The organism is Flavobacteriales bacterium (assembly GCA_016699575.1).
Classification (GTDB): Bacteria; Bacteroidota; Bacteroidia; order Flavobacteriales_F; family PHOS-HE28; genus PHOS-HE28.
Map to the genome: position 1 here is coordinate 2,445,715 of CP064979.1, position 13,076 is coordinate 2,458,790.

Annotated in this window: 14 protein-coding genes; 7 read left to right on the top strand and 7 right to left on the bottom strand. The window is 60.9% G+C overall.

Going from position 1 to position 13,076, the window contains the following annotated elements:
• Positions 1–12: 12 nt before the first annotated feature.
• The 4 genes from rsgA to IPJ76_10095 are packed head-to-tail and all read left to right on the top strand — an operon-like array spanning position 13 to position 2,637.
• Positions 13–1,014: a ribosome small subunit-dependent GTPase A gene (gene rsgA / locus IPJ76_10080; protein ID QQR88438.1), complete on the top strand. Its 1,002-nt coding sequence runs from the start codon at positions 13–15 to the stop codon at positions 1,012–1,014.
• Between the two features lie 11 nt (positions 1,015–1,025).
• Positions 1,026–1,838: a 5'-nucleotidase, lipoprotein e(P4) family gene (locus tag IPJ76_10085; protein QQR84970.1), complete on the top strand. Its 813-nt coding sequence runs from the start codon at positions 1,026–1,028 to the stop codon at positions 1,836–1,838.
• Between the two features lie 2 nt (positions 1,839–1,840).
• Positions 1,841–2,293, top strand: a complete 453-nt coding sequence (locus tag IPJ76_10090) for a D-tyrosyl-tRNA(Tyr) deacylase (GenBank protein QQR84971.1) — start codon at positions 1,841–1,843, stop codon at positions 2,291–2,293.
• Complete coding sequence (locus IPJ76_10095; GenBank protein QQR84972.1) at positions 2,290–2,637, top strand: nucleotide pyrophosphohydrolase; 348 nt, start codon at positions 2,290–2,292, stop codon at positions 2,635–2,637. Before IPJ76_10090 ends, IPJ76_10095 begins: the two co-directional genes overlap by 4 nt.
• Here IPJ76_10095 and IPJ76_10100 read toward each other — a convergent pair.
• From IPJ76_10100 to IPJ76_10115, 4 genes are all read right to left on the bottom strand, one after another.
• Positions 2,634–3,077, bottom strand: coding sequence for a DUF393 domain-containing protein (locus IPJ76_10100; protein QQR88439.1), 444 nt, complete (start codon positions 3,075–3,077; stop codon positions 2,634–2,636). The two genes, IPJ76_10095 and IPJ76_10100, sit on opposite strands and share 4 nt — an antisense overlap.
• Before the next feature lie 755 nt (positions 3,078–3,832).
• Positions 3,833–4,297: a hypothetical protein gene (locus IPJ76_10105; protein QQR84973.1), complete on the bottom strand. Its 465-nt coding sequence runs from the start codon at positions 4,295–4,297 to the stop codon at positions 3,833–3,835.
• On the bottom strand, positions 4,290–5,018 hold the full coding sequence (locus IPJ76_10110; GenBank protein ID QQR84974.1) for a sterol desaturase family protein: 729 nt from the start codon (positions 5,016–5,018) through the stop codon (positions 4,290–4,292). The genes IPJ76_10105 and IPJ76_10110 overlap by 8 nt, the downstream gene beginning before the upstream one ends.
• Positions 5,019–5,061: 43 nt before the next feature.
• Positions 5,062–6,534: a DEAD/DEAH box helicase gene (locus IPJ76_10115; protein QQR84975.1), complete on the bottom strand. Its 1,473-nt coding sequence runs from the start codon at positions 6,532–6,534 to the stop codon at positions 5,062–5,064.
• Between the two features lie 290 nt (positions 6,535–6,824).
• Here IPJ76_10115 and IPJ76_10120 point away from each other — a divergent pair, with 290 nt between their 5' ends.
• Complete coding sequence (locus IPJ76_10120) at positions 6,825–8,672, top strand: T9SS type A sorting domain-containing protein (GenBank protein ID QQR84976.1); 1,848 nt, start codon at positions 6,825–6,827, stop codon at positions 8,670–8,672.
• A 65-nt stretch (positions 8,673–8,737) separates the two neighbouring features.
• Here IPJ76_10120 and IPJ76_10125 read toward each other — a convergent pair whose 3' ends face one another.
• The 3 genes from IPJ76_10125 to IPJ76_10135 form a co-directional block, all read right to left on the bottom strand.
• Positions 8,738–9,304: a peroxidase-related enzyme gene (locus IPJ76_10125; GenBank protein QQR84977.1), complete on the bottom strand. Its 567-nt coding sequence runs from the start codon at positions 9,302–9,304 to the stop codon at positions 8,738–8,740.
• A gap of 157 nt (positions 9,305–9,461) precedes the next feature.
• On the bottom strand, positions 9,462–9,698 hold the full coding sequence (atpC, locus tag IPJ76_10130; GenBank protein ID QQR84978.1) for an ATP synthase F1 subunit epsilon: 237 nt from the start codon (positions 9,696–9,698) through the stop codon (positions 9,462–9,464).
• Between the two features lie 81 nt (positions 9,699–9,779).
• On the bottom strand, positions 9,780–11,291 hold the full coding sequence (locus IPJ76_10135; GenBank protein QQR84979.1) for a F0F1 ATP synthase subunit beta: 1,512 nt from the start codon (positions 11,289–11,291) through the stop codon (positions 9,780–9,782).
• A gap of 194 nt (positions 11,292–11,485) precedes the next feature.
• On the opposite strand from IPJ76_10135, the gene IPJ76_10140 reads away from it, so the two are divergent.
• Complete coding sequence (locus IPJ76_10140) at positions 11,486–12,418, top strand: bifunctional riboflavin kinase/FAD synthetase (protein ID QQR84980.1); 933 nt, start codon at positions 11,486–11,488, stop codon at positions 12,416–12,418.
• On the top strand, positions 12,415–13,008 hold the full coding sequence (locus IPJ76_10145) for a leucine-rich repeat domain-containing protein (protein QQR84981.1): 594 nt from the start codon (positions 12,415–12,417) through the stop codon (positions 13,006–13,008). The genes IPJ76_10140 and IPJ76_10145 overlap by 4 nt, the downstream gene beginning before the upstream one ends.
• Positions 13,009–13,076: the final 68 nt, after the last annotated feature.

Genomic DNA, 13,076 nt, shown 5'->3' on the forward strand with positions numbered 1-13,076 from the left:
GCGGTGACGCACATGGGGCCGCTTTGCACAGGCGTGCCCACATTTGCCCCATTACGCTCCACAGCTGTGGCCCAAGGTCTTGTCATGCGCTCAACCGGCAGCCGCTACCGCGTGCGTGCCGAGGACGGGTCCGTGCATGATTGCGTGGCCAAGGGCAACCTGCGCATCAAGGGCTACACCAGCACCAACCCCATCGCCGTTGGCGATCGGGTGGAGTTCGAACCGCAGCGCAACGCCGAGGAAGTAGGTGCGGTCACCGCCCTGCACGACCGTAAGAATTACATCGTGCGGCGTAGCGTGAACCTCAGTCATCACAAGCATGTCATTGCGGCCAACCTCGACCAGGCGTTGCTGATGGCCACCGTGGCAAGTCCCCGTACGTCCTGTGGCTTCATCGATCGGTTCCTCGTTACCGCTGAAGCGTACAGTGTGCCATGCGTTCTGCTGTTGAACAAAGTGGATGCGCTTGATGAGGATGAAAGAGCCCTGCTGGAAGAGTACCGCGCAGCGTACGAGTTGGCTGGCTATAGAGTGGTACTGACATCAGCGAGGACCGGAACCGGTGTGCAGGAGGTGAAAGACCTGTTGAAAGGAAAGGTGACCTTGGTGGCCGGTCACAGCGGTGTTGGCAAAAGCACGCTGGTCAACGCCATTGATCCATCGCTCGACCTGGACACGCAGGAGATCAGCGAAGCCAGCGACAAGGGACAGCACACCACCACCTTCGCCGAGATGTTCGAGCTGCAGGCGGATGTGCCCACGTTCATCATCGACACGCCGGGCGTGAAGGGCTTCGGTCTTGTGGACATGACCCCCGACGAGATCGTGGACCAGTTCCCCGAGCTCTTCAAGTTGAAGGGTGAATGCCGCTTCAACGACTGCAAGCACATGAACGAACCGGGCTGCGCGGTGAAGCGTGCGGTGGAAGCAGGTGCCGTGGCAACCAGCCGCTACAGGAGCTACGTCGATATGGTGAACGGCGTGGAGGACGATGGTCCGTACCGCCTTGATTGAACAATCGAAAGATGAAGAAGATCGCAATGACCATGCTCACCACGGCCTTGTTGCTCGTGGCTTGCACCTCCACCAAACCCGTGGCCGATGCGCCCGCCAAAGTGCCCTACGTGCCTTTCGCACTGAGCCAACAGAATGCCGATGCCGTGATCTACCAGCACAGCAGTGCCGAGGTGTACCGCCTCTACCAGCAGTGCTACGAACTGGCCCGCTTACGGCTGGACGCCAACCTGGCCAAACCGCACGTGCTGCCTACGGCGGTCATCGTGGACATCGACGAAACCGTGCTCGACAATTCACCTTACCAAGTGACGAACGTGAACCGTGGCCGCACGTTCAGCAGCGCGACCTGGGCTGAGTGGACCGACAAGGCCTCGGCCAAGGGATCCCCTGGTGCGCTCGACTTCCTCCGGTACGCCAAGAGCCGCGGATGCGAAGTGTTCTACATCAGCAACCGCGACAACAACGAAAAGGCGGCCACCATCAAGAACCTTGCGGCCCTCGGTTTCCCCGATGCCGACGAACGTCATGTGCTGTGCATGGACAAGACCAGCGACAAGACCGTGCGGCGCGCGCAGGTAAAGGCCGGGCACTACATCGCCCTGCTGTGCGGCGATCAACTCCGCGATTTCGATGAATCGTTCAAGGACAGGGGTGCTGACTTCGGGAAGGCGCGCGTGAATGCGATGAACGACACCCTGCGCGACCACTTCATCCTGTTGCCCAACGCCATGTATGGCACCTGGCTCGACGCCGTCGGGGGCAAAGCCGACTCGTTGAAGCTCGACTTGAAACAGAATTACTTCGGCAAGCACGCGTACTGATCATGCGGGCCGTTGTTCAACGGGTGCGCGAAGCAAGCGTGACCATCAGCGGCGAGGAGCGCTCGCGGATCGGGCACGGTCTCCTGGTCTTGTTGGGGATCGAGGTGGCCGACACAACAGAAGACCTGGAGTGGCTTTGCGGCAAGATCGCGCGCATGCGGATCTTCGCTGATGAGGCCGGTCTGATGAACCGCGACATCAACGAAGTCGGTGGCCAGTTGCTGTTGGTGAGCCAGTTCACATTGCACGCCAACACGGCCAAGGGCAATCGCCCCAGCTACATCCGCGCTGCGCGCCCAGAACAGGCCATACCGCTCTACGAAGAAGCCATTGAACGCTTCGAGCAATTGGTGACTTCAGGTGTACGCACCGGGGAGTTCGGTGCCGGAATGAAGGTGGCGTTGATCAACGACGGACCAGTGACGATCATCATCGACAGCAAGCAACGCGAATGAGCAGGACCAAGTCACTTTCAGCGCCCCTAGCGGTGCTCCAGGAGCGTGTGCACGAGTGGGTCACCACTGTCGGAGTGCGCTACTTCGACCCCATGACCAACATGGCCCTGCTCACGGAGGAAGTCGGGGAGGTGGCCCGCATCATGGCGCGCACTTATGGGGAACAGTCCAAGAAGAAGAAGGACAAGGGGGAACTGGGCGAGGAGCTGAGCGATGTGCTCTTCGTGGTGCTGTGCCTGGCCAACCAGACCGGCACAGACCTTCAATCCGCCTTTGACCGGAAGTTCGAGAAGCGGACGAAGCGCGACAAGAAGCGCCACGCGAAGAACAAGAAGTTGCGCTAGGGGAGGAACCGGCTCCGCTCTTCTGGCGTCGGCATCCGGCACGTTTCCTTCTGCCCGAACCACGTGATTCGGTTGCGCGCAACGAAGTCGTACACCATGTTCCGCAGGGGCGCGGGTACAAGGATCAGAATACTCGCCAGTTTCCAGATGCCGCCGAGATCGCGCAGTACGCGCAATGCGGCTCCGCTGCGGGTCCACGTTTTCCCGTTCCGCTGGTACACCACGGTCGTCAGGTTGCTCCCGCGCAGTTCAGCTGGCAGGCGCTCCAGTGCTGTGGTGCCTTGGAGCGGCGTAACGCGAAGAACGCCGTGACGGTCCTCAGCGAACAACAGGTCGACGAAGCTGTTGCACAGTCCGCAGACGCCATCGAAATAGAGCACGCCGCTGCGGTCTTCGGTCGGCTTCAGCCAGCGCTCTTCCAGCGCGAAGGCGTGGATCATCAGCATGCCGATCGTAAGGTCCGCAAAGTCGACGATGCACAGGATGCCGAGGTGCATGAGCGCCATGCCTCCCCACGCGATGATCCGGGTGCGGGCGAACAACGCCAGCGGAAGGAAGAGCACCTCCATGGCAAGGATGCTCCACGTCATTGCGCGGTGCAGCCCAAGTGGCCAGGACAGCATCCACTCACGCAACCACGTATCACGGGCCAACGGGTTCTCCAACAAATGGACAATGGCGGTGCCGTCGCGCCAGCTCGGTGCCATCCACTTGTCGATGCCGCTGATGGTGTAGCCCAACGCCATCAACAACCACGCACCGACGTACAGCACGCGCGGCAAGTGCCACTCTTCACGCCTTGGTCCGAGGCTGAGCGGCTCACCTCGCGGTACCACAGTGCACACGAGCAACAGCCAACCCACGTAGGGGATGCCCGGGTTCCCGATGAGATTGTTGCGATCGAAGAGCGAGGCCCAGCCCAGCCAGAGCAGAACGGATACGATGGGACGTTGCCAGCCCAGCAGCAGCGCCAACCCCAAAGCAGCCATCGCGACGATCAGACCTGTCGCTACCCCTTCGATGTTCAACCACGCCAACGGCAACACTCCACCGGTCAAGTTCAGCGCCGGTTCAGGGATCATCCCATGCGGCCCCCACAACTCCTCAGCAGAGGGTATCAGCATCAGGAAGTGCACGAGCAGGTAGATCCCCAGTGTGATCCTGAAGAAGGTGAAGTGGTAGGGTGAGGTCGGTTTCAGCGACATGGGCCGGGATCGAGCGTCCATTCATCATCGCTGCCGGCGGTGCGCGTGTGCAGCACGAAGCGTGTACTGCGCATGTCGTCGGGCAGACCGAGTTCGCGTTGCAGCACACCGGAGCAAAGCCCATAGCCGAGAACGCTGCGCCATAGGTCCTCGTCCAGCACCGGGCCGTAGGCGATGGCAGCACCGAACACGTTGCGACGGTTGTAGGGTCCGTTGAGCTTGCTGTAAACAGATGGTGTGATCCGCACGCGCAGTGTGCTGTTGTTGCTGTTCTCGTACACCACGTACACATCGCTTGCGAACGTCTCCACGCCTTTCACTTCGGTGAACACGATGGGGAGCGGGGACGCGGCCGTGATGGCGCCAAGACCTTTCACCGTACCGCTCTGCAACAGCCACCCCGCTATGCGCAGGAAGCCGACAACGATGACGATGCCGTAGAGCGCCTTACGCATCGCGACGCTTGCCGTTCACATTGCGGAACAGGAGCATGTCCACCAGCCGTGTCTCGCGCTCTGGCTTGAAACCGCATGGTGCATACTGCTCCTTCGCGTTCTCATAGGTGCCGAAGAGCATGTCCCATACGGGCAGGTCGCTGAAGTTGTTGAAATGCTTGCCGCGTTGGTGGTGGATGCGGTGCATCTCCGGACGCTGGAAGAAGTAGCCCATGGCTTGTGGCGTCTTCACGTTCATGTGGTAGATGTACTCGCCAACACTGCTGTAGAGCAGGCACCAACCGGCGGCTTCCAGCGAAAGCCCGAGCACCAGGAAGTTGATGCTGCCGATGATGATGGAGTTGGCGACGATCTCAAGCGGATGCTTGAAGAACGACGTGATCGTTTCGATGCGCTGCGGACTGTGGTGCACTTGGTGGAACGCGTTCCAGAGGAAGTCCACTTCATGGCGCCAGCGATGCCACCAGTAGAACACGAACGTCACCACGAAGTAGCCGATGAGCCCACCGATCCATGGAGCCAGCGTGCTGAGGTCGAACAGCGATGCACCCTGCAGCCATTTGTCCCAAGTGGCCCTTCCGAGGAAGAGCACTCCGAGCTGAAGCAGGTTGATGATGATGACGCGCGTCCACCAGCCTTTCACGTGCGGCAGTTTCTGGTCCGGAACAATACGTTCCAGAACGATGAAGCCAAGCCCGATGGCGATCATCACACCGATCATGCGCACAGGAGTTTCCCGCCAATGTAACGGCGCAGTCCTTCGGTTATCCCTTCGCTGAAGGCCCCTGGCCACCTCCTGGGCGCGGACCACGGGGGCCACGCCAGCGGTTGCTGCGCCGCTTGCCCCCATTGCCGCTTCCGTTGTTGTTCGCGCTGGACTGACCTTGGCCCTGTCGGCTGCCGTGCGACTGCTGCTGCTTCTCACCGCTGGGGCGATGGCTGCTCTGCTGGCGAGGGCGTTGGTGGTTGTGGCGCGGGCCGCGCTCTTCCACTTCGCGTGGAGGAGGCGGTGCACCATCGAACGGATGGTCCCGCACCACCGGCACCTGCATGCCGATGAGCTTTTGGATGTCGCGCAGGTAGTCGCGCTCCTCGCCGGTGTCGCAGAAGCTGATGGCCAGGCCGCTGGCCCCTGCACGTCCGGTGCGTCCAATGCGGTGCACGTAAGTTTCCGGCACGTTGGGCAGTTCGTAGTTGATCACATGGCCCAGTTCATCGATGTCGATGCCGCGCGCAGCGATGTCCGTGGCAACCAGCACACGGGTTTTGCCGCTCTTGAAGTTCGCCAGCGCACCTTGCCGGGCGTTCTGGCTCTTGTTCCCGTGGATCGCCTCAGCTGTAATACCGGCCTTCAGCAGGTCTTTGGCCACTTTGTTCGCGCCGTGCTTCGTGCGGGTGAAGACCAAAGCGCTCCGCAGCGCCGGGTTCTCCAGGACGTGCACCAACAACGCTCGCTTGTGGCCCTTGTCCACATGGTACACCTGCTGCTGCACCTTTTCGGCGGTGGTGCTTTGTGGCGTCACTTCAACCCGCCGTGGGTTGGTGAGGATGGTGTTCGCCAGCTTGGAAACGTCGGGCGGCATGGTGGCGCTGAAGAACAGCGTTTGCCTTTTGGAGGGCAGCTTTTGGATCACGCGCTTCACGTCGTGGATGAAGCCCATGTCGAGCATGCGGTCGGCTTCGTCCAGCACGAAGAGTTCGATGCTCTCCAAGTGCACATAGCCCTGGCCCATGAGGTCCAGCAAACGACCGGGCGTGGCGATCAGCACTTCCACCCCGCGGTGCAGTGCATCCGTTTGGGGCTTCTGGCCCACTCCGCCGAAGATCACGGTGTGCCGGACCTGAAGGTTGCGGCCGTAGGCGGCGAAACTCTCTCCGATCTGGATGGCGAGCTCGCGTGTGGGGGTGAGGATGAGGCAGAGCGGTTGTTTGCCTTTGCGGGGCCCGGTCGGTGCAGCAACGGCCACTTCCGCGGTCTGTTTCCCGCCGAAGAAGGAGCGCAGCTTGCTCACTCCGCCTGTAGGCTGGGAGGCAGGCGCCGATCCGCTTATCAGTTGAAGGATGGGCAGGGCGAACGCTGCTGTTTTCCCTGTGCCGGTCTGTGCGCAGCCGAGCAGGTCGTGGCCCTGCAACAGGATCGGGATGGCTTGTTCCTGGATGGGGGTGGGCTTGGTGTAGCCTTCGTGACGCAACGCGTCGAGCAAGGGCTGGCTCAGCCCCAGTTGGTCGAATGTCATGATGGTTGAGAGAGATGCGCTTGTGGCGGCGGCCTTGGGGGCGCTGGTCCCCGAGGCAGAGATTACCTGCCAGCGCGTGCCCCTGATCTGTTGGCGGGGCGGGGTGAATGGTTGACTATCGGGGGCGAATGTACTGCGATCGGCCGGTGCGACAGGTCGGGACCCGGGCTTTCAGGCTCGATCCAGGGTTCGGACATCATAGGATAGCGCACTTTCCGCCCCACGATTTGTCCAACCTTCGACAATACATTTGGACCCCTTCGTAAGCACAAACCTCAACCATAACCAAGATGAACAAACAGTACATCACCGCTCTTGCCGCGATCCTCGTCGCTGGCGGGGCCATTGCCCAAAGCAACGCGGGCACCCGCGCACTGAAAGAGCGCTATGACGCATCAGCCGTGCGCCACAACACCCCCGGCGCCGCCAAGGGTGCGGTCATTTGGAGCAATACGTTCGCCAGCGCGAGCGATTGGGTCATCAGCCATGACCCGAACGGGTTCGTGGTGGATTGGCAGATCGGTATCGGCTTGGAGAGCTCCGGCCAGTACGGCACCCCTGCGATCCTGAGCACCACGGCTTCGGATGGTTACGCAATGTTGTGCAGCGACTGTGGGAACAACGGCGGAAGCACCTACGAGCAGAGCTTCCTTACCACGGCCCAGTCCATCGACCTGAGCGCCTTTCCGAACGTTGTGCTCCAGTTCGAAACGCAGTACCGCCGTTTCAACAACGAGCAGACCTACATCGCCATCAGCACCGACGGTGTGACCTGGCCTGTTCCCCCGAGCGATACGGCCACCGTGGGCCTGCCCACGGGGCTTTATCCCGTGTGGAAGGACGGCGAGCTCACGCAGAGCGTTTCCCCGGGCAACCCCACCGTTAAGCGGATCAATATCAGCGATGCGGCCGGCAGCCAAGGCACCGTTTGGGTCCGTTTCTACTGGTACGGTGTATGGGGCTACGCCTGGTACGTTGATGACGTGCGGGTGGAAGAGCAGCCCCAATATGATGTTGTGATGAAGAGCGGTTTCGTATCCCACACTGGCACTGGTGATGAGTACGGCCGTATCCCTGCCGCCCAAATGGGCACCTTCCTGAACGTGGGCGGTGAGTTCACCAACCCGGGCGTGCAGGACCAGACCAACGTATCGGTGAACGCCGATGTGGCCGGTTACAATGCGAACACCAGCGCCGCTCTGCTGGTTACGGACGAGACCTTGCTCATGGACGAGGACATCACCCTTGGTGGTGCACTGGCCCAGCAGCTTTACACCTGCAGTCTCTCGGTGACGAGCGATCAAGGGGGACAGGATGCTTACCCGGACAACAACCTCTACCTGCGCAACTTCGAGATCACGGACAATGTCTACTCCTTGGACGGTATCGATAACCACCCCGCTGGCTACGAACTGCTCACCGCAACCGGTACCAACAGCTTCACGGACAATGCCGATCAGTTGTTCCTGATGACCATGTACTACATCAGCACACCGATGACCGTCACCGGCCTTGAGGTGCTGCTCGCCAATGGCACCGTTGAAGGCGGTACCATTACTGCCAGCATCCACGATACCACGGAGGTGCTGAACGACAATGTGCTGAGCCCGCTGGTGACCAGTTCGGAGACCGACGTAACGGCGTGGCACATCGCCAACGGCCGCGTCGGCATCGCGTTCAACCCTCCCTTCACGCTCAACCCGGGCGTGTACTACGCCGCGGTTGAACTGGTGAGCAACAGCAACGCGAACGACATCCGCGTTCTGGACGATGTCACCGTGCCCCAGCCGGCCATCGCCAGCATGATCAGCTTGGCCAGTGACGGTCTTTCCTACAGCAACGGCAACGCCTATGGGATCCGTCTCAGCAGCGATCCCGCTGTTGCCGTGCAGGAGAACACCGGTGCGCTGGAAGGCATCAACATCTATCCGAACCCCAGCGAGGGCCTGTTCACCATCAATGCAGCCGAGGCCGGCAGCTACCTGGTGGACGTGACCAACATCCTGGGCGAGGTGGTGTACACCGTGAACTTCAACAACCTCACCGTTGTTGACCTGAGTGGCCTAGCCAAGGGCGTGTACAGCGTGCGCGTGAGCAACGACGTTGCCAGCACCGTGCAGAAAGTGACGATCCGCTAGGCGGTATCCGAACGAAACGGGCCCGCGCATCCTGGCAACAGGGTGCGCGGGTTCTTTTTGCGGCCCTACCTGGCCAGGTCGTTGGAAGGCACGTAGGGTTCCATGTACCCTTCGCGGGCCATCTTCCCGCCGATCTCCATGAACTTCTCCTTCTCCGGCCAGGCCCAGGTGTTCAGACCGTCCACGTAGCGGTTGAACATGCAGAAGCTGGCTGCGATGAGCACGGTATCGTGGATCTCGATGTCCGTGGCACCGGATTCCCTTGCCTGGGCAACATCGTCTTCGGTAACGTGCTTGCCGCCGCGTTGCACTTGGTGCGCTACGTGCAGCAGGGCTCGCATCCTGGGCGATAGTGCCTCGTTGGGCAGTCCTGCCTTGATCTCGTCAATGAAGTCGGCCGCGCGGCCCAAGTGCGCACAGGCGGCTGCGGCGTGGCTGGTGTGACAGAAGTGGCAGCCGTTCCACCAGCTCACGCTGGCAGCGATGATCTCGCGCTCGCCCTTTGTGAGCGTGCTGGGTCCTTGCAAAAGGATCTCCACCAGTTCACGGAGCGGCTTCGCGGTCTCGGGACGGTAGATCAGCAAGCCACTGATGCCGGGGCTGTGGCCGGGAGGGAGGTTGATGTGGGGCATGCCGGGAATGTGGGGTGAAAATGGAGGTCGTTCCTGCGCACGTGATCCGGGCGGAGGCCAATACTGCGGTTCGTTGTGCCGATGGCTGGGACCGCAATGCAAGCCAAAAACGAACGGCGCCGAGAAGGCGCCGTTCGGAAATGCTCTTTGGGATCGGTCACTCCGCCAACACCAGCACGGTGTTTTTCATCACTTCCACCACGCCGCCCTTAACGGGGAACTCCTGCACTTTGCCGTCAGCGGTGGTCACCTTCACGTTGCCTGCCTTAAGCACGGTGATCAGCGGGGCGTGGTTGTCCAGGAAGCCCATGCTGCCGTCCACACCGGGCACGCTCACTTGCTTGGCTTCGCCCTTGAAGACCTCCTTGTCCGGGGTGATGATCTCTAGTTTCATGTGTCCATGTGATCATGTGTCCATGTGCTCATGCGCTCGGGCCACGGCCACTTGGGCACATGGACGCATGGTCACATGCTATCAGGCTTTCGCCGCGTCAGCGAGCATCTTCTTACCGGCCGTGATAACGTCCTCGATGCTGCCCTTCAGGTTGAATGCCGTTTCAGGGTACTCGTCCATTTGGCCGTCCAGGATCATGTTGAAGCCCTTGATGGTTTCCTCGATGGGCACCATCACTCCGGGCAGGCCGGTGAACTGCTCGGCGACGAAGAACGGCTGGCTCAGGAAACGCTGCACTTTACGGGCACGGTTCACGGACATCTTGTCGTCTTCGCTCAATTCGTCCATGCCGAGGATGGCGATGATGTCCTGCAGTTCCTTGTAGCGCTGGAGGATGGCCTTCACGCGCTGGGCGCAACGGTAGTGCTCCTCGCCAACGATGGCAGGCGTCAGGATGCGGCTGGTGGAATCCAGCGGATCCACCGAAGGATAGATACCCAGCTCTGCGATCTTGCGGCTCAACACCGTGGTGGCGTCCAAGTGCGCGAACGTGGTGGCCGGCGCTGGATCGGTCAAGTCATCCGCGGGCACGTAAACGGCCTGCACTGAGGTGATGGAACCGCGCTTGGTGGAAGTGATGCGTTCTTGCATGGCACCCATCTCCGTTGCCAGCGTAGGTTGGTAACCCACGGCGCTCGGCATACGGCCCAGCAGCGCCGATACTTCGGAACCCGCTTGCGTGAAGCGGAAGATGTTGTCCACGAAGAACAGGATGTCACGGCCGCCGCTCTGCTCATCGCCATCGCGGAAGTACTCGGCCAAGGTGAGGCCGCTCAGGGCCACACGTGCACGGGCTCCAGGGGGCTCGTTCATCTGCCCGAAAACGAAGGTGGCCTGGCTCGTCTCGAGTTTGGTGTAATCCACCTTGCTCAGATCCCAGCCCCCCTTCTCCATGCTGTGCATGAAGTCGTCACCGTACTTCACGATGCCGCTTTCGATCATTTCACGGAGCAGGTCGTTCCCTTCGCGGGTGCGTTCACCAACACCGGCGAAAACACTGTAGCCGCTGTAGCCCTTGGCGATGTTGTTGATCAGCTCCTGGATCAACACGGTCTTGCCCACACCAGCACCACCGAACAGACCGATCTTACCGCCTTTGGCATAGGGCTCGATCAGGTCGATGACCTTGATGCCGGTGAACAGCACCTCAGTGCTGGTGCTCAGTTCCTCGAACTTGGGAGCGGAACGGTGGATGGGATAGCTCTTGCCGCCGCTCACGTCCTTCATGCCGTCGATGGCAGCGCCCACCACATTGAAGAGACGGCCTTTGATCGCGTCGCCCACGGGCATGGCGATCGGTTGGCCTTGGCCCTCAACGCGGGTATCCCGGGCGAGGCCATCGGTGCTGTCCATGGAAACAGCGCGTACGGTGTCTTCACCGATGAGCTGCTGGGTCTCCAGGATCAACACGTTTCCGTCTTCGCGTTTGATGTGCAGCGCGTCGTAGATGTTGGGCAGGTCCTTGCCGGCCTCGAAACGAACGTCCACAACGGGTCCGATCACCTGGACCACCTTACCGATCTGCTTTGCCATGGGTCTATTTGATGCGGGCCTGCCTGCCGAAGGCAGGGATACCCCCTGTTTTGCGGCCGCGAAAGTAGCCGGACCGGACATACAGGGCCGGGGTGTGGAAAAAAGCGATTCGCGTAGCGCAACATCCCTTTGTGGACCGGTCGTGCTTGGGCGCCGTGGGATAGCCAGTTCACACGCTCATCTTCGGCCCAGGAATGAGGATCCACACCGATATCTCGCAGTTCTACGGGGTGAAACGCCCCGTGCTCACCACGGGCACCTTCGATGGCGTGCACATGGGCCATCGCAAGATCCTTTTGCGGCTCAAGGAGATCGCTCAGCGCGAAGAGGGGGAAAGTGTGCTCTTCACGTTCCATCCCCACCCGAGGATGGTGCTTTTCCCGCACGACAACGACCTGAAGCTGCTGAGCACCCAGAAGGAGAAGACCTCGCTGCTCGAAGATGCCGGTATCGACCATCTCCTTGTTGTGCCCTTTACGCGTTCGTTCAGCCGGATGACCGCATTGGAGTACGTGCGCAACATCCTCGTGGACGGTATCGGCGTGCATGCCATGGTGATCGGGCACGACCACCGTTTCGGGCGCAATCGCGAGGGTGATATCGGCACGCTGCGCCAGTTCGGCGAGGTGTACGATTTCAAGGTGGAGGAGATCCCAGCCGAGGAGATCGATCATGTGAAGGTGAGCAGCACCAAGGTGCGGCATGCCCTGCAGGCGGGTGATGTGGCCCAAGCCTGCCACTGGCTCGGGTACGAATATCCCTTGACCGGCTTGGTCGTGAAGGGCGACCAGGTGGGCCGGACCATCGGTTTCCCAACGGCCAACATCGCCCTCACCGACCCTTACAAACTGGTACCGGGCGACGGCGTGTATGCCGTTCACGTCTCCTTGCGCGACGGTGAACACTTCGGCATGCTCAATATCGGTAAGCGGCCCACCGTGCACAGCGACGGAGAGCGCACCGTGGAGGTGCATGTGCTCGGCTTGGAGCGCGACTTGTACGGAGAGACCATCACCGTGCGTTTCCATCAACGCGTGCGTGACGAGATGAAGTTCAACGGCCTGGACGGCCTCAAGCAGCAGTTGGCGATCGATCGCGACCACGTCTCACGTTTGTTCGCGCAATGACAAGGTTCCTCCCGTACCTGCTCTTCCTCTGTTCGTTGACCGCGACGGCCCAATTGCTCGATGCGCCCGCGCTCGACAGTGTTCGCACCTTCAACAGCCTCGAACGCGCATTGAAGGATCCCCTGAGCGTCCATCGGCTCGACCTTTCCGGAAAGAAGATGAAGGCGGTGCCTGAGGAAGTGCGGCAGTTCAAGAACCTCAACATGCTCGACCTGGGGAAGAACAAGCTCAAGGAACTACCCGATTGGCTGGCCGAGCTTCCTTACTTGCAGGAGGTGCACCTGGGCCGCAACAAGTTCACGGCATTCCCCGGTGTGCTTTGCAAGCATGTGCACTTGAAGAAGATCGTGGCCAGCCAGAACGAGATCGATGGTTTACCGCCCTGTATCGGTGGTCTGGAGAAGCTCGTGGTGCTCGACCTGTGGAGCAACGACATCGGTGCGCTGCCCGCCGAGGCGGAAAATTTGAAGGCACTCCGCTTCCTTGACCTCCGCGTGATCGAGATGAACGCCGAGGAGCAGGCAGCGATCCAGGAGCTGGTGCCGTGGGCCACCACATACTTCAGCACGCCCTGCAATTGCGGACAGTAGCGCGCTTCAACGCCGGACCTTTCTTTGGCGCTTGAAGCCAGAGCCCTGGAACCGGGGGCTTCGTCCGC

Bases quoted from the DNA above. Each gene is read 5' to 3' on its own strand.
- IPJ76_10110 (QQR84974.1), bottom strand. From the start codon at position 5,018: ATGATCGGTGTGATGATCGCCATCGGGCTTGGCTTCATCGTTCTGGAA.
- IPJ76_10100 (QQR88439.1), bottom strand. From the start codon at position 3,077: ATGATCCACGCCTTCGCGCTGGAAGAGCGCTGGCTGAAGCCGACCGAA.
- IPJ76_10145 (QQR84981.1), top strand. From the start codon at position 12,415: ATGACAAGGTTCCTCCCGTACCTGCTCTTCCTCTGTTCGTTGACCGCG.
- IPJ76_10115 (QQR84975.1), bottom strand. From the start codon at position 6,534: ATGACATTCGACCAACTGGGGCTGAGCCAGCCCTTGCTCGACGCGTTG.
- rsgA (QQR88438.1), top strand. From the start codon at position 13: ATGGGGCCGCTTTGCACAGGCGTGCCCACATTTGCCCCATTACGCTCC.
- IPJ76_10105 (QQR84973.1), bottom strand. From the start codon at position 4,297: ATGCGTAAGGCGCTCTACGGCATCGTCATCGTTGTCGGCTTCCTGCGC.
- atpC (QQR84978.1), bottom strand. From the start codon at position 9,698: ATGAAACTAGAGATCATCACCCCGGACAAGGAGGTCTTCAAGGGCGAA.
- IPJ76_10135 (QQR84979.1), bottom strand. From the start codon at position 11,291: ATGGCAAAGCAGATCGGTAAGGTGGTCCAGGTGATCGGACCCGTTGTG.
- IPJ76_10085 (QQR84970.1), top strand. From the start codon at position 1,026: ATGAAGAAGATCGCAATGACCATGCTCACCACGGCCTTGTTGCTCGTG.
- IPJ76_10140 (QQR84980.1), top strand. From the start codon at position 11,486: ATGAGGATCCACACCGATATCTCGCAGTTCTACGGGGTGAAACGCCCC.
- IPJ76_10090 (QQR84971.1), top strand. From the start codon at position 1,841: ATGCGGGCCGTTGTTCAACGGGTGCGCGAAGCAAGCGTGACCATCAGC.
- IPJ76_10125 (QQR84977.1), bottom strand. From the start codon at position 9,304: ATGCCCCACATCAACCTCCCTCCCGGCCACAGCCCCGGCATCAGTGGC.
- IPJ76_10120 (QQR84976.1), top strand. From the start codon at position 6,825: ATGAACAAACAGTACATCACCGCTCTTGCCGCGATCCTCGTCGCTGGC.
- IPJ76_10095 (QQR84972.1), top strand. From the start codon at position 2,290: ATGAGCAGGACCAAGTCACTTTCAGCGCCCCTAGCGGTGCTCCAGGAG.